The sequence below is a fragment of the Microcoleus sp. S36b_A4 genome, from assembly GCF_036700645.1.
Classification (GTDB): Bacteria; Cyanobacteriota; Cyanobacteriia; order Cyanobacteriales; family Microcoleaceae; genus Microcoleus.
The window spans coordinates 20,391-36,732 of the sequence record NZ_JAUBPI010000022.1; the positions used below are offsets into that span (position 1 = coordinate 20,391).

13 protein-coding genes are annotated in these 16,342 nt (G+C 44.0%); 3 read left to right on the plus strand and 10 right to left on the minus strand.

What is annotated here, in order from left to right; translation table 11 throughout:
* The 6 genes from cas5d to cas3 form a co-directional block, all read right to left on the minus strand.
* Positions 1-708 (minus strand): type I-D CRISPR-associated protein Cas5/Csc1, encoded by a 708-nt coding sequence (gene cas5d / locus QUA03_RS09425; RefSeq protein ID WP_333211532.1) that lies wholly within the window; start codon positions 706-708, stop codon positions 1-3.
* Between the two features lie 5 nt (positions 709-713).
* Entirely contained in the window at positions 714-1,730 is a 1,017-nt protein-coding gene (cas7d, locus tag QUA03_RS09430) for a type I-D CRISPR-associated protein Cas7/Csc2 (protein ID WP_333211534.1), read from the minus strand.
* A 68-nt stretch (positions 1,731-1,798) separates the two neighbouring features.
* Positions 1,799-5,167, minus strand: a complete 3,369-nt coding sequence (gene cas10d / locus QUA03_RS09435; RefSeq protein WP_333211536.1) for a type I-D CRISPR-associated protein Cas10d/Csc3 — start codon at positions 5,165-5,167, stop codon at positions 1,799-1,801.
* Positions 5,168-5,370: 203 nt separating this feature from the next.
* Positions 5,371-6,390 carry a helix-turn-helix domain-containing protein gene (locus QUA03_RS09440; RefSeq protein WP_333211538.1) on the minus strand — a complete coding sequence of 340 codons (1,020 nt, stop codon included), beginning with the start codon at positions 6,388-6,390 and terminating at the stop codon, positions 5,371-5,373.
* Between the two features lie 143 nt (positions 6,391-6,533).
* Positions 6,534-6,671 carry a hypothetical protein gene (locus QUA03_RS09445; protein ID WP_333211540.1) on the minus strand — a complete coding sequence of 46 codons (138 nt, stop codon included), beginning with the start codon at positions 6,669-6,671 and terminating at the stop codon, positions 6,534-6,536.
* Between the two features lie 219 nt (positions 6,672-6,890).
* The gene (gene cas3 / locus QUA03_RS09450; protein WP_333211542.1) at positions 6,891-9,071 is read right to left on the minus strand and encodes a type I-D CRISPR-associated helicase Cas3'; all 2,181 of its coding nucleotides are present in this window, start codon (positions 9,069-9,071) and stop codon (positions 6,891-6,893) included.
* A 97-nt stretch (positions 9,072-9,168) separates the two neighbouring features.
* Between cas3 and QUA03_RS09455 the strand changes: the two genes are divergently transcribed.
* Positions 9,169-10,035 carry a WYL domain-containing protein gene (locus QUA03_RS09455; protein WP_333211544.1) on the plus strand — a complete coding sequence of 289 codons (867 nt, stop codon included), beginning with the start codon at positions 9,169-9,171 and terminating at the stop codon, positions 10,033-10,035.
* Between the two features lie 173 nt (positions 10,036-10,208).
* Here QUA03_RS09455 and QUA03_RS09460 read toward each other — a convergent pair whose 3' ends face one another.
* Positions 10,209-10,424 (minus strand): hypothetical protein, encoded by a 216-nt coding sequence (locus QUA03_RS09460; RefSeq protein WP_172188518.1) that lies wholly within the window; start codon positions 10,422-10,424, stop codon positions 10,209-10,211.
* Between the two features lie 251 nt (positions 10,425-10,675).
* Between QUA03_RS09460 and grxC the strand changes: the two genes are divergently transcribed.
* Positions 10,676-10,990, plus strand: coding sequence for a glutaredoxin 3 (gene grxC / locus QUA03_RS09465; protein ID WP_333048639.1), 315 nt, complete (start codon positions 10,676-10,678; stop codon positions 10,988-10,990).
* A gap of 44 nt (positions 10,991-11,034) precedes the next feature.
* Here grxC and menD read toward each other — a convergent pair whose 3' ends face one another.
* Both menD and QUA03_RS09475 read right to left on the minus strand, forming a co-directional pair.
* Positions 11,035-12,972, minus strand: coding sequence for a 2-succinyl-5-enolpyruvyl-6-hydroxy-3-cyclohexene-1-carboxylic-acid synthase (gene menD / locus QUA03_RS09470; RefSeq protein WP_333211545.1), 1,938 nt, complete (start codon positions 12,970-12,972; stop codon positions 11,035-11,037).
* 195 nt (positions 12,973-13,167) lie between these two features.
* Positions 13,168-14,535, minus strand: a complete 1,368-nt coding sequence (locus tag QUA03_RS09475; RefSeq protein WP_333211546.1) for an IS4 family transposase — start codon at positions 14,533-14,535, stop codon at positions 13,168-13,170.
* Between the two features lie 18 nt (positions 14,536-14,553).
* Between QUA03_RS09475 and QUA03_RS09480 the strand changes: the two genes are divergently transcribed.
* Positions 14,554-14,838, plus strand: coding sequence for an antibiotic biosynthesis monooxygenase (locus QUA03_RS09480; protein ID WP_333211547.1), 285 nt, complete (start codon positions 14,554-14,556; stop codon positions 14,836-14,838).
* A gap of 52 nt (positions 14,839-14,890) precedes the next feature.
* On the opposite strand, the gene QUA03_RS09485 is transcribed toward QUA03_RS09480, so the two are convergent.
* Positions 14,891-16,324, minus strand: a complete 1,434-nt coding sequence (locus QUA03_RS09485) for an isochorismate synthase (RefSeq protein ID WP_333163675.1) — start codon at positions 16,322-16,324, stop codon at positions 14,891-14,893.
* Between the last annotated feature and the right edge of the window lie 18 nt (positions 16,325-16,342).

Here is a 16,342-nt window from a genome sequence, read left to right on the forward strand (position 1 = left end):
TTAATCTGCCCGAAAGCGGTATTCCATACACGCCGGAATTTTTAGTTTGTCAAACTCGTAATATCGCCCTAGCATTTTGACATTTTGGATGAGGCTAACCGGAGGCATATTAACCACATCGTAGCTAATCACTTGATGGGAAAACATCACATCTAAAGGGTTGAGAAGATAGGGAAAAATGAAGTCTGTTGCTGAGGGCGATCGCTTCACTTCCTTCTGTTCTACGATTTCGACTGCTGCTTTGCTCATCCACTTTCCCAGACGAATCCATTTCGCTAGTTTCAGAGACTTCTCTGAGATTATGAAAAATTCAAATTTGCTTTCCGGCGCAATTTCTTTGGTTCTTCCAAAACTAGGGATATTTTTCTGGGTTTTCTCCATCTCAACGTGATAGTTATTGTTGGCGTATTTCCAAGTGTTGAGAGTGGAGGAGTGAGAAATAGATCGGCCCGGAGTAACATAAATCCCCTGTTGGTTGAGCGCCGTTAAATGCGGCTCGTATTTAGGAACCTGTTCGGGACAGAAATAGCGATAAGAATGTTCTTCCGAAACGGTGGTGGAATAGATTTCGCTATCCACCAAACCGAGGGCGTAACAAAGCGCGTAATTGTGAATTACTGGCTCTGTTTCGTAAAGTCTCCCTATCTCGCGAGTTGCAAAATAAAGGCTATCATGCAACTCGATTTGACAGCGGTAAATAAAAGTCATGGTTGTTACTCCGCTGCTGCTGCTGTAGCTCCTGCCTTACCCTTGATATGCTTCTTCGCGTAAGCTTTAGCCTCGTCATCGGCTTTCTTCAACATTTTTTTGAGTTCATCTTCATTGCCAATAACAGCTTTAACCTCTGTCACTAATGGTGTAAACTTATCCCCAATAAAGTCTTCATGCACGATAAATTCCTCAGACAGTAATGTTTGGATAGCAGCCCTAGCAGCCATAATCACATCATCTTCATTGAGAGGGTTGTTGGAATTAAGTTTATTCTCAACCTGCAATTGGTCGTAAATTGCTTGCGTCCAGCGGAGGTTACTGGTAATTTCGCCGTCGGCAAATACGACACCAATTAACTCATTTCTGACTCGACCTGTGCGGGTGGTTTGAGCGCCATAGTGTCTGGTTCTGAGGATGTTGTTGAAAACATACAAGAAACTAGCTTCTGTAGGGTCTTTCAGTGTGACAATGCTAGGAAAGAAAATCTGGGGTTTGATGTGGTCTTGCTGATTGATGCGACTGGTAACTTCACCAACTTTTGAACCTGCTTCACCTTTGGATGCCATTGTGCCATTCTCAAAGGGAGCATTGAGGGTAAAAGTCTCGTGAGATTCATCAAAAGCGGTAATTGAAAATGCTGTATCAACTACGACTTTTGACTTCTCTGAACCCGACTCACCGATCGCAAATCCGTAGATAATGCAATCAGGGTTATTCATGGCAAACTTGAAATTGTATTCGCAGTCTTCAGCGGTCATAAAACCATAGTTACGCAGCAACTCGCGACCGACTAAACGTTCTGGTGTAGATTGCTTGCGCTTAAACATGGTCAGGCGGCTGATTGGTTTTTGGTCTTGAATTCCTGACCTCACCCGCGCTTTATTCAGTTCTCCATCGGTCTGAAATAGGGGATAAGATTCTGTGACGCGCACAGTCAGGAAATGTACATATTTACCCATTGGTTTGTAAGGGATGTTAGCGTGGAAAAATTTAGAGTCAACTGTTTTCAAGAAAGGCATGATTTGTCTCCTATGTAAAATGTGAGTTTTGTAGTTGGCGTGTAGCTTGTCAAACAAAAACGTCAGCTTTAATTGTCAGCTTCTTCTTGTGAATCTTCAGGAGATTGACCCTCTATAGGGTGATTTTCTTGGTCATTCTCTAAACGGTAAAGGAATTCACAGGTATCTCTAATTAGATTGATTTGTCGGCCGGCTAAACGAGCGCGATCGCCCGCAAATGATTGCTCAAATACCTCCTCAACAAAGTAGCGAGCAAACTCTAAAATTGCCTGTCGTTCTTCCTCCCGCTTGCTAAAAATCCAGCGTCCTTCCGCAGTAGAAGAGTGAACGCGATCCATGAGCTTTGAAACTTCAGCAGCAACTGTCAAGACTAAAGATTCACCTTGACAACTGCGATCGGCTTCAAGGATAGTTTTAGAAGCAATATCAATCGGTTTCAACACAGCATTTGCCTTGGGATTATATCGCTTACTTGCACGGTAAAATCTGCGATACAAATCCGTCAATTTTTGGGGGTGGTTTAAGCTTGATGCGGTTGTCACAATCAATCGTTCCTTTTCATGATTATAGTGGGCATAGGAGTCAAAGCAAGGGTAAAAATGATAAGCATAAAGCTTAATTTTTTGAATTGAGGCCGTTTCATTTTTCTGTTTGCGAACCCATTGATTTAGGTAGCTAAACACATAAAGCGGGCTGGTTTCAAAATCCTTGGCGAGCTCAGTTAATTTACCCCAGTTGGAGTCATAGCCGGACTTCCCCTGTTTCGCATTAACATCAAGATGAATAGCATAAGCAGCAGTTAAGACATTTAAAGGTGCAGGATAAGATTTGCCGTTTTCCTCCCAACCTTCCAGGATATAGTCGAGGCGGAAGCGATCGCGCTTGGTCAATACCCTAAAAGCTTGGGGTACACTGTCAAGAAATACGGTTTCTTCAAACTCTGCACCGTCGTTAAAAGGCGGAATTGGCGACTCTGAAACTACGGTTTTGACATCTAGAATCATGGGAAAAGCAAAAGCTAGCCAAGCTGGCATTACCCAGGATTCGGTATCAGTTGCATCTCGGCCGGGCGGAAGCGCCATGAAGTAAAATGTTAGGGGTTGGTCTTCGGGATAGGAAAGTTTGAATGTGCGGTCTTTTCCTGGTTCGATGTTTTCATCTATGAGGAAAGCATCGATGCTTTGGTAGCGATTGCGTCCAAAATCGGCTTGCAAATCCTTGCTGATAAAATGATTGCGAATGCTGGTATCAAAGCGGGTTTGGAAAATGCTAGTGTAGGCTTTTTGCAGAAACTTATTTGTTTCTGGGGTAAAGTAATATGTGGGATAAAAATAGAGATAGCGATATTTGCCATCTTCAAATTTTTTGCCCACAGCTTGAGTTTGATTCATTAAAATTTGCCTCAGCATCATTTCTAAACCTGCAATACTAGAAATATTGCGTTTGGCGTTAGAACCTCCCAACATTTGTTTGTTAGTGTAAACTTGAGGGGTGAACAAAACGGCTGATTCCATTTGTTCTGTCACCGTGTAAGCTGAATGGGAAATCGAACAGATTAACTGTCTGCCTCTACCCTGTTTCTTAGCGAGTTGGTAGCGTTCCAATTCATCTAAAAAGACGTCACTGGATGCTGTGTCCAATGGTGTATTTCTCGGTAACATGACAACCCGCGTTACCCACAGTCGCAAATCGTCCCAACCGTCGGGCAATTTGTACTGTGAAACAATCGGTTTAATCATTTGGGAAATGCGGGCGATCGCCTGTTCGCAAACTTCCCGCACATCCTCAAGGCCTGGGTGATGTTCTAGGTACTTTGCTGCTAAATAGTACCATTCGTAAGGAACGCCGCCTGTATTGCCTTTTAGTTTAAGTTCTTTGAGGCGTTCATTAATCCGTTGAATTTCTCTCAGGGCTGGCAGATACTCGGACAGGTTCCAAAACTTAGCAATTTCCTCGACAATATCTAGATGAGTTAGGGCGGGTAGTTTTTTGTCTTTCTTGCGTGCCGCTTCGATGGTATTAACCTGTTCTCCCCAAATCTTGCGACTCACTAAGTCGCCAAGTTCAGCAATCTGATCGATCCGAATATCGTCCTCAAAATTGAATTTATAATCAGCAGATAAAACATCCTGACGCTGAAATTTTATCAGATTATCGCTGCGACTTTTGGCAACAGAGTTTTTTCCTATTTTGAGAATGCGTAAAGTAGCATCAACAGCAACTAGCATCAACTCTGACGTATCAAAAAACAGGTTATAATACTCGGCATATTTCATGCCTTTACCATCTCGGCCAAAACCAGTTTGTCGCCGTTGCAATTGTCCGGCGCAGAGTTGTTTAATCTTGCTAACTACTCGTTTGGGTAAGTCTACAATTGAAATAACAGGAGCATCCGATCGAGCTAAGTAAATTACACCTGTTGGTAAATAAAGCAGTGGTTCGTAGTAGGTGCGGTCGTCGGTATTCAGCGCCGTATGCACTTCCATTAAAGCGTTATTGACGACGTTAGTAAGTACGCCTCTGTTTTCAGCGATGCTGTGATAAGTGAATTTTAATTGCCCGTCGCTGAGGCTGTGGATTAACTCGTTTAGTCTGGTATTTTCTGCATCTTGGGGATGTTTGATAATAGATGCTAGGGAATCTGCTAAACAGGTTAAGTCTGAGAGACTGCGGAGAGTGCGATCGCGCAAAACTGGATTTAACCCAAATTCCGAAAAATTCCAGTTAGTATCCCAACGCCGCTGAGCGTTGTAAGCAAGGCAGAGCAAGTCGTCAATGTATTCTCGATAAGCATCTGGATCGTCGGGATTGATGAAGCTATCTATTCCTAACTGTCGCACTTTTTCATCAATAATTTGACGGTGCTGTTCTAGCGGCAACTTGCGACAATCGTTGGGGACATCGGGGAATTTTTCAAAGTCGTGTAGAATAAAGCCAGCAATTACTAACCGCCGTTCTTTTTGTCCTACGGCTCGCCGCACGGTAGTATCGAGTTTTTCTAACCGCTGTTCAATTAAATTAGCGGGAAATAATCCATTTAGCAGATGAGTATTTAGGGACTGATCGCCTGCATTATGCCGTCTCACATTCTCTTTTCCTTGCTTTTTATCGAGTTCGTCAAAAAATTTGCCCCCTTTGGCTGTGACGCCAATGGCAACTCGCAGCAGATTTGGCAAGACATATTCTGCGAAGTCTCCCATGACGCGATCGCCTGGATTTTGACTCTGAATGGCTTCTCGCAAGAGTTTGAGGGTTAGTAAGTCGCGAGTTTGAGGTCCGATTGTGCGATCGGACGTTTGAAAGTTTGACCCTAATTCTTCATCTTGCAACCAGTCATCATCTGGATCGTCCGATTGTTTTGAGTTCAAATTAACTGGGATATCAAATAATGAGAGTTGTTGGTACTCTTCGTCTGGTTTTGGACGTTTTTTAGCCATTTTATGCCTCTACTCTAGGGACTCTCTGCGAACACTCACTTGTCTTTGAGATAATTTTTTGACAAAAAAGCTCTACAGGCTCTTATGTAGTTAAACTACTCCTTTAGAGCCGAACAATTTTTTTGGTACAAGGGTTCTACAGGCTCTCTTTGATTAACTAACCATGAAGAACCCTAATGCTAACCCGAATTTATAGCCTGAATTTAGTTAGATTTCTCCCTATCAGCACAACGGTAGGCAATTGCCCCTGGTGTTACGTTGTACCTCTCAGCTATGTCTTTAATAGGCATCCCATCTTTGAACAAGTTTCTGATTTCTTTTACTTGGTCTGGGTTGAGCTTCAGAGTTTTTGCTGAGAATAGCTTCTCAATATTCACGTCTTCTGGCTCAGGCAATTTAAACTTCCGTTTGGCTGTTTTGATGGCGATATCGTGTGCTTCTTGTAGATCGCCTGCATAAAGATCAGTCGTCATACGTTCAACAAAACCAACCGCTTCTAGTCCTAATGATTCGGCAATGTGATTTCGAGCAATTTGTGGAGAACCATCTATAGTCTGCCACTCCTCGCGCATTTCAGACGCAATTTTACCGAATAGATTTAAGTAAGTGTAGTTAGTCCAGTATGCTGGATTTTCATGAAGTTCGACGACACAACGGGCATAAGGTAGCCGTTCAGCTTTATTCCTCAACCGTGCTTCTAACCATTGATGCAGTTGCTCACTATCAGCTTTTGTGTAAGCTCCCCGAATGATGGTATATGCCTGAGCATAAAAACCTTCAATAGCAAACCATTTGAGAAAGTCTTTGAGCTTTTCCTTGCTTTGATAGGGTAGCCTGATATGAGTTAGAACTTCAAAACACAGATCGATGAACTCTGATGCCTCTATAACTTTGTGGTAATTTATTGTGAGGTTGCCATAACCAAGTTTGTAGTCGCTTTCATCAAATGGCAAATGATGGATTGCAAATTGTTTCTTGCTTTGTGGTAGTTCAAAATACTGAACTGTGTCAGTGTCTGCAAAATCTTCAGGATTTTTGCTCCGAGTTTTTCGTGTCCACTGCACAAATTTGTTGTGAGTAATGCCAGCACACCGTTCTCCCATGCTGAAATTTAGACCAATACTTGGTTTGTTATGCCCGAAAGCATGAGGATTAATGATGATAGCTTCCAATGCACGACCTTTGTACTTCAGGTTTAAACGTTGACCAGCTCGTAGTTCCATTTTTTTTTCCCTAACATGGGTTTGTAGATATAAGAGGGAAGCTCCTTAAGTGCCGCTGTATCTGAGATATGCTTAACGGTTTTATTTGAGCAAGAAGATGTAAGACCAAACCAGTCCTATAGTTATCCACAAACTAACTGCGACTAATAGATAACTTCTGGGGGCATGGGCGGCATATCCATGAACTCACACGCGATCGCTACTCTCAGGGACATAAGGCTTCCATGCTCTTCAGTATAAACAATTATCAGATGGATGTCAATTAGTCTCATGTAGTTCATGGTTATTTAACCAGCTAAGGTCAAATAGCCAAGTAACCAGTTGGCAGTTGACAGTATTCCATCAATGCTATAGTTTTGACACTAGAGGGCGCACCTTGCATACGTGTTAAGGTGTCTAAATCCCTATAAGGGATTGAAACAAATATCCATGTACCCACTGGCGCACGCTCCTCTACTATCTAACTAAGCCAGCCAAAACCCCTATCAGGGCTTGACCTTCTACGCAATCCATACTTCATCCCCCTTGCTCTTGAGCCAGTGGGCCAGCGTGTCCACCAACAGGGCCGACTGGCCAAAAGCTATAGAATAAGGTGCAGTCGCATCGTGGATACTGTACCGATCGCAAATCGGATAAATCTGAAAGTGTACCGGCAGTCGCAGGCGCGATCGCACTTCAGCCACCGGATAACGCAGTACATAACAAACCAATGCTTGCTTCTTCAAACGCTTGTTGATTTCCCCGATCCAATAATTCTCAGGTTGCACAACCTCAATCCCCGTCAAAACCTGAACTTTCCAAGCAGCAGCATTTTCCTCTAATTTTCCCGAATAAGTAAATTTCCAATTCAGTCTTTCCTCCCGATAACTGCGCAACTTCAAAAAAGCAAGACAATGTTTAAATCGACCTTTGGCAATTGGTTGCCCAAGGCGTTCCGATGTCTCGTTCAACATTCGCATAAAGGCAAATTCCGTCATCGGTTCGATTTCCAAGTTGCTCAAAATTCCTGGTAAATCGTAAGTTTTAAATTTGTCGGCCTCATGGGAATCGGTTAAATCGCAGATGCCGCATTGCAGGGGACTAGAACCTCGAAAACTGCTAGCATCTTCAACTATCGGATTTCCCGTCTTATTTCCCGATCGCTCTTGCCACTCTTTACCCCACTGTTTAATATTACCTGCCACTTTCCCCAAGCTAGTTTTAAATACTTTTTGAGCAGCTTCCTGAAAAGCCTTCTGACTTGATGCGTACTGCTGTTTAATTGTCCTGTGCCTTAATTCCCAACAAATTTGAACTGACTGCACCGCACCCCACCGCGAATAATATCCCTCAAAATTGTTGATTTGGCGGTACTTTTCGCGAATTTGTTGATAGAAAAAAGGACGATCGTAAATTCCGTTAGACTCTAAAGTGGCAGTATCACCGACAAACAAGCGTTCAACTAAGAAATTAGGGATGAGTGCTATGGCTGTGAAATTTTTAAACTGAATAAATTCTCCATTGCGATCGCAGCCATCGTGTCGCCCCAACCTTCCTAATCTTTGGATGAAGTTGCCCGCATCGGCGGATTCAAAAATCAGCAAATTGATTTTGAAGTCTACCCCGACATCAATGGTGCTAGTACCGAGAACTAAGTCTGACGAGAGCGATCGCTCTTTTTCCGTCTTTCCCGACAACCCGGTATTTTCGCCGACAACTAAACCGTGAGGCGCGAACAATTCCCGAAAAAATGGTGTCAGCCGCTTGACGGCCGCAATTGAATTCAGAATAATCGCTCCTTTACTTCCCGGATTGTGTTTAAAGTGAGTCAGGATGAGATTTGCGCTGTCCTTCAGCCAAGTTTCAGAAGCTTTTGAAGTTGGTTCTAGGGAAATAAAAGTCAGCGTACTTTCCCTCAATATCTGCCGCCAGGAGTCTGCTTTCAACTGTTCGATTTCAGCAGGGCGATCGGGAAACTGATATTTGCCTACTTTTAAAGGGTCGATAGTTTGACAGCGAAAACCTGCTATTTCTAGTCTGCTAATTAATTGGTCGTCAGGAGTTGCTGACAGGAATACAAACTTTTTTCGGCGGTTTGTATTGCGAATTAACAACATAGTATTGATGACGCTGGCAATCTGGGGAGATGCTAAAACATGAAATTCATCAAAAATGGATAGGTCAAAATCTTTGTCGATGCGACCCCACAGTTTATCGGGGCTATCTTCAGAGCTTAAATACGCTCCTCGGTGGAGATAGTGCAAGATATCAGGGTTAGTTAATAAAATCTCTGATTGACCTGTGCGAGATGCGATCGCGGCTGCTTTTCTAAGTTTTTCATTTTCTGCATAGATTTCTAATTCCGAGCCGCTAAGTCGGACAACGCGGGGTTGATGATCGGGTTGGAATTGTTCGATATAGCGCTGAATTTGAGTCTCCTGATCTCGCGCCAGTTCATTCGTCGGATATAGCGCCACTGCACAACAATTTGTCTGCAATGTTTCTAAAAAAGCGGCTAAACTTTTGCCATCGCTAGTTATAGCAAAGTTGAAAATGACATCAATATTTGGATCGCGAATTGCCTTTAAAGTTTCGGCTTGATGCCAAGAAAGAGTCCAACCTTCCGGTAATTTAACTCCCTTGAGAATTTCCGCAGCGGGACAGGAGTAAACGGATTTGAGAGTAATTTGGTAATCGGACATATGCTGAATCTGTGTCCGTAGAAAGTGGATATCCCCCATATTGACACCGACAATAGAGATAATCAAGCCTGTACAATGAGAAAGTGTCCGTATATTTATGAGTCGCAAAGGTCAATCGATCACCCTGTCGGTTTCTGAACGAGATAAAACTGAGTTGGAAGCCTTGGCCCAAGAATTCGGGAAGACGTGGGGCGATCGCCCGAACATATCCAAACTGATAGAAGCGATCGCCCGCCGCCAACTGACGATCGCCCCCAACCACGACTGGCCGGAAACCCGCATCCAAGCCCTAGACATCGCCCGACAGCAATTGCTTGACTTGGGCAAAATTGATGAAGCGCTGGCCATTGCCCAATTGTTGAGCGATCGCAGCGAACTGACTCTCCCTTTCCGGGCCCAAATCGATCAGTTTTTGAGCAACCCATTACCTACTTGGCGGCAAAAAATCGATAACTTTATCCACAGACAGCAAGCATTTCGCCTTTCCTATCGAGATGCAGCCGATCGCCTTTGGAGTTACACAGTCTTACACGCTCGGATTGTCCCTATTGAAAAGCGACAGTATTTAATGTGTCGCTGCGAAGAATCTGACGGAAATCAAGACGTACCGGGACTCGAACACAACTGGACGCTGCTGCTCGATCGCATTGAAGATGCTGCGGTGATGTCGGTCGATCGAACTTGGTTGCCCGATCTAGAGCGAATTTCCGTAGAATTTCACTTATTTGGCAGGCTTGCCTTTAACTACAGACGCAAGCAGGAAGATGAGGAAGTCAGCGAACCAGAAGGCGATCCGCCTATCAAGCGAGTGATTCGGAATATCTCAAATACCTTCTGGTTTTTTCGCGAAATCGCTCCTTACTGGGAAGATTGCGTCATTGTCTCTCCAGACAGCGTGCGCGATCGCTTCCAACAAAAACTGATCGACCTCTGCCGCCAGTACAACCTCGAAATCCGCGATTAGATCAAAAAAAAGCAGCCGGTAAAGGCTGCTTTGACAAAAAAACCGTTGTTGAGTTAGAGGAGAAAACTTTAAATCGAATTCAAATTACCGCTGTTTCAACTCCTGCCTGAGTTTCCACTATTTTCATCTACCGCTGACTCACCTTGCCTTCAGAACAAAACTTCAAATCCCGATTAGAATGCTGCTGAAAGTTCGTTGACTACTTGGACTCGGCCTCTGAGCACCGCCCGCAGCAGGCGGTTGACACAGCCTCTGTCTTCGTCATTCAGAGAGTCGTCGAAGGTGGCGGCCATCAAACCGTAGCGATCCGCCAGAGTCAAAACGCCTGTATCGGTTACAGAAGCGAGGATTTCAGAGATAGCGCCGGGGAGGAGTTGTACGGGGTGCATGGCAGTGCGCTTGAATTCGATATATTTATCATCTTCTGGTTTCCTCAAAAGATCGGTGATATTAATGAGGCCGCGAAGGTGATTGTCAGGGGTGAAAGCAAGTGATCCGAATAGAGTAAAGTTGTGATTTCGGTCACATGGCGATCGCCCGGCAGCTTAAAACCCACCTCTGGCAGATGCGCCCATACCAGCGGAATTTATACATTGGGTATGATTTCTAAATGAGTTCCACCCTTACCCCCGTACTAAAAATGCTTGATTTTCTCAATCCCATCTTGGGCCGCAAGCCCGATCGCATCAAAGCCAATGTGGAAATCTATACTTGGCAAACCTGTCCCTACTGCATCCGCGCCAAAACTTTGTTGTGGTGGAAAGGCGTAAATTTCACGGAATACAAAATTGATGGCGACGAAGCCGCTAGAAAAGCAATGGCCGATCGCGCTAACGGACGCCGCAGCGTACCCCAAATTTTCATTAATAACCAACACGTAGGCGGCTGCGATGATATTCACAAACTCGATGCAGAAGGAGAGTTAGATTCGCTGCTAGCTCAACCAGCAGTTTAAATTAATGTAGGTTGGGTTTCGTTCCACCTGCTCAACCTACAAATTTACAAATTTTTGGCAAATTTACTTAGATTATCTTGCCGCCATTTAGCATCCGATCGCCTGTCTGTTTGCACTTCTAAGACGCGAATCCCGCTATTTGGCAAAAAACTTAATTTTTGTTTGAACTGTTCCCAATCCTCAATTAGCTCGTGTTCCACGCCATAAGTTGCACACAACTGAGCAAAGTTGATATGCTGCGGGGTGGCAAAAAACTCTTCAAAGGGCGGGTCAAATTTGGCAACGGGCAACATTTCAAAAATTCCGCCACCGTTGTTATTAATTAATATGATTGTCAGATGACCGACAAATTTATTTTTAATTAAAAAACCGTTTGTATCGTGCAAAAGTGTTAAATCGCCTGTTAGCATGATGCTGCTTTGATTGTGGTGAGCAACTCCCAATGCTGTTGATAATGTGCCGTCTATGCCGTTAGCTCCGCGATTGACAAAAGTTTTTATTTCTAAGTTGTTTGGCTTCCAGAAAAACTCTACATCTCTGACGGGCATACTGTTGGCAATAAATATCGGTGTTCCAGGCGGCAAAATTTGGGAAAGCAGCCAGGAAACTTTGGGCTCGATTATGTTGTTAATTGTGGATAGTTTTTGGTCTATTGTTTGTCTGACTTGGATTTCGGTGTTGCGCCAAAGTTGGAGGTATTCGTTTGAGGGAGAGGTTAGAACCCCCCCTAACCCCCCCTTGTTAAGGGGGGGGACTTGAGTTGATTCCTCCTTGCTAAGGGGGGGGACTTGAGTTGATTCGTCCTTGTTTAGGGGGGGGATTTGAGGGGAAATAGCAGTGGTAGCAGGGGCTCGATCCCCCCCTAGCCCCCCCTTAATAAGGGGGGGGACAAGAGTTAATATAGTTGCGAGATTTTCAGGGGAGGTTCGCAGGTGAATTGTTTTGCCGTGTAGCGGATCGAAGTTGTGGTGGCTGGGGTCGATTATGTAGCGTTTTGGTTGGGTTTTGTCTAGCCAGTTTCGCAGTTCTTTGCTTGTGGGTAAGTCTCCGATTTGAATGGCGATTTCTGGGGTTAATTTATTTGCTAGTTCGCGGTTTCGCAGGATTAAATCGTAGGTGGAAATTAGATGGGGGTTTAGTTGGGCGTAGTTTCTGACTGGGGATAATCCTTCTGCTAAAACTGGCCAGTTTAAGGATTTGGAAATTTGGGCGATCGCACTACAGTATTTTTCGGCAAATTGGGGCTGTGCAACGCCGGCAATAATAATCCCTTTATTGCTTCGCTGCCATTGTTGCATGGTACTTTCTTCTCCCCCCCTTAACAAGGGGGGGCTGGGGGGGGTAGAGCTTTCTCCCGCGAAAATGGGTTCTAATCCTGCAAAAAAATCTTCGGGATTGAATTGTGTTTCTAAAGCTTCTACAGCTATGTCTGGAACGGGTACAAGCGGGTCGCGAAAGGGGATGTTGAGGTGGACGGGGCCTGGTGTTGGAAATTGCGATCGCTCCCAAGCATACACGATCGTCTGCCGCAGATAGTCTAGCATTCCTCTGGACGCAGAAGGTATCGCTAATTCGGCTTGCCAGTTCGGATAATTGCTGTATATTTTAACTTGGTCGATCGCTTGTCCGGCGTGACAGTCCCGCAGTTCTGGAGGTCGATCGGCGGTGAATATTAGCAGCGGAATTCGACTTTCTCTCGCTTCTATTATTGCAGGATAAAAGTTGGCAGCGGCGGTTCCAGATGTGCAAATTAGTGCGGTTGACAAATAGGATTTTTTGGCAATTCCTAATGCAAAAAAGCTGGCTGAACGTTCGTCGAGTATGGGAATAGTTTCTATTTTTTTGTTCAGGGCAAAGGCTATTGTTAGCGGTGCCGATCGCGAACCTGGACAAATCACGGCTGTAGTTAATCCCAGTCGTTGCAATGTCTCTGCTAATACGGAAGCCCAGACGGTATTTGTGTTGCGAAAATCTATTGGCATTGCTAAATCTGAGTAGCTCAACTCTGTATTGTGCTACGATATTATACCCAAATAATTGTCAGGATACATTTTTATGATTCTTGAGGCGGTTGTGATTAATGTCAAATCTGGCTGTGAGGGTGATTTTGAGATAGCTTTTAGAGAAGCCTCCAGTCTGATAGCGTCTATAGATCAATGGCACTGAAAAAGGCTTAATCACACCCTCCGTTTAGCTTTCAAGACAGAACGAGGTTCCTGCATTCGAGGATATGGTTTCGGCCTGCGTTTCAAAACTCTAGGTTCAGAACGCTCAGGTCGAATCGTGAGTAAATTAGTTGCCACCTGTTCCAAAAGTAATTGACGCCATTGTCGCTGTTGGCGTTTTCCTGTAGTTGCCAACAGCGTCAATAACAGATTAAACTGCTGCCTAGTTGATTGGAATGAGAGTTCAAAAACTGTATTTTTTGACGAAGATACAGCCTGCCACATAATAGTACGCAATAAAGTGTAAGCTAATAAGTGTGTCCAAATTTCTTTTCTTACCATCACCGGAGTTTTAGCTGTTAACATCTCCATTTTTAACGTGGTTTTGAGATAGCGTAAATTGACTTCTGCTGCCGACCAACGAAACCCATATAAAGAAGTCAATTTTTCAACAGTGTAGCGTTTGGCATCCACTAATGTTGTCACTATAATGATACGCTCAGCTCTGAAGCCACGGCGCTTAATTCGTAAGCATACTTCCCGGACGATGAAACTAGACGGCAATGCCTCGAATTCCTCAAAAGTCATGTGGTTGGGACACTGTTGGGGCTTATTCCAGATGACTTTGTGATCGCCAATTCCCAACTTTTTCCCCCGTCGAAAGTCAGTTTTGCGGAGATGATTTTTACGGAAAACAGCATCTGCTCCTTGCTGTTTCACCAAAACTAAATCGACATAATTACCATAAGCTTGATCTGCCAATATCACATCGTCGGAGACTAAATTTGCATAAATCAAACGGCTCATCACAATCTCACTCGTCGCCAAAGAAGCTATGCCAGCGGCTACCACAGCCCCAGTTAGTAATGAAAAGAGTACCACTATTTTAGCGATGGGAAATCCACACCCAGTTTTTTGATTGCTGTGTTGCGGATACTCAGCTTGATTGGCAGCAGTATCACTCATCAATACAGTTGTGCCGTCTAATACCCGCACCCGTCGTCCACACCATTGTTGTTCTATGGGAACTTGCTTTTCTAGTGCCTCTGCCACTATGGGTACTAACTGTTGGACAAGTCTTTCGGGTAGTCGCTTACGAGCTTTACTGTATGCCCCTGTGTCTGAAGAAGGAGACTTGACTCCGGCCGCACTCAGCCACGTACTCATCCGCTTCACGGCTTGACTCAAACTTTTGTCGGGATCGAGTACCTGGGATATCATCGCCCACAGGGTGACTATGGGTGTGTAGATGCTTTGGTAGTAGGTGATCTTCTCATTCGCTAGAAGCTCACCTACTAAGGAATCTGGCAGCAGCTTTTCCCAAGGTGAGGCAACGCTCTGCAAAAATTGTTGTTTGAGAATGCACGCACGATTTGGCATTGCCGGGAGAGAGATATTTTGGTTTGTAAGGCAATTATCTATGTATATCTTGCCTTACAGATTTTTTTTGGCTCACTTTTTCAGTGCCATTGGTCTATAGATGGATATTTATCTCACGAACTTCATCGCTGCACAGAAGTTCAAGGAAAATATCTATTATTGGTTAGGTGGGAAAATTTAGAAGCTCATACAATTAGATTTAGGAATTCCGCTGAATATCAAGAGTGGAAAAGAATGCTTCACCATTTTTACGCTCCTTTTCCCATAGTAGAACATTTTGAGGAAGTGAAAATTAAACATTAACACAGACTCAATCAATTAGCCCGACCACTCTAGATTCTGCAAATTAGCTGAATTAAACTAAAGCATTTAAAAGTGCCTGCAATTTGAGCTGAATTTCTGCTAGTTCTTTCTCAGGTTCGGAACCCGCCACAATACCGGCACCAGCATAAAGTATAGCCCGATCGCCATCGATTAAAGCCGATCGAATGCCGACGGCAAATTCGCCGTTGCCGGTGCGATCGATCCAGCCGAGGGGTGCTGCGTACAAAGAGCGATCGCAGCTTTCGCAGCCGCGAATTTGCTGTAGCGCAATATCTCGCGGTACGCCCGCCACCGCTGGCGTTGGATGCAGTTGAGCTAAAATCTTTAATAAATGAATATCACGGGGAATTCTAGCCCTTATGGGTGTCCACAAATGCTGAATGTTTGACAGTTGCAGCAGTCTCGGTAGTGGAGAAAAGTCGGGATTGATACCGAGACTCGACAGGCGATCAACTATAAAATCAATTACAACTCGATGTTCTCGAATATCCTTTTCGCTGTTGAGTAAACCTTTGCCTAAATTCGCATCTTCCGCTTCATTTTTTCCCCTGGGTGCCGAACCTGCTAAGGCATCTGTTACTAACTCATTTTTGTGAATGCTGATTAAGCGTTCTGGACTGGCCCCGATAAAATTTTGACCTTTGCCGTTACTGGTGGAAAATACGTAGCAACCGGGATAAGTAAGGCGCAAGTTATTTAATGAATCTATTAAACTAAAAGGGGTTTTGGAAATGACATTTATTGCTTGGGATAAAACAATCTTACTAAAATATTGAGAGTGGATCAAGTCTAAAGCTGACTTGACGGATTTTTTAAATTGAGTGGCATCATTCACAGGAATTTGTTTGAAAAATATCGAGCTGTTTCTAATCGAATTAATTTTTTTGTAAGGTGAAGACGAAATTTTATCAAAACTTTGCCAAATATTATCAGTGATGATTTTAACATTTATATCTCGGTTTATGATTGCATTGGCAACAAGTGTGCAGCTATCTTTCAGGCGAGTAATCTGCCATTTTGGTAAAAATACGGTACCAGGGGGGAAGTAAGAATTGGTGGCGACATTCTCATCAAAAAAAGCAAAGCTACAAAAAAAGTGCGGCCCGCTGAATGGCAAGCGTTCTGTACCGATGGTAATTGTTTTGGCAAGACAAGATTGAATAAAATTTTGAGCAAGGGCAAATCGATCGCTTCCGGCTACTGTTAGATGGATTGCCGAATCTAGGGCGGCGATCGCAAAACTATTGCCTGAAATCGGGTCTCTTTTTTCAAAGTAAAAGTGCCGCTGGCAAGGTTCGGAAATCTCTTGAAGTACAACTAGCGGATCGACGGGGGCAATCTCCTGAGAAATACTAACTATCTTGGTTTGATCTTTTTCGGTTAAAGACTGCTGGCAATCTAACAGAAACTGATGCAGTTGATTGCGGTCTTGTAAAAGATTAGCGCGGTGCGGTATTACTGTCATGAAAGCGAGAATAGCAGA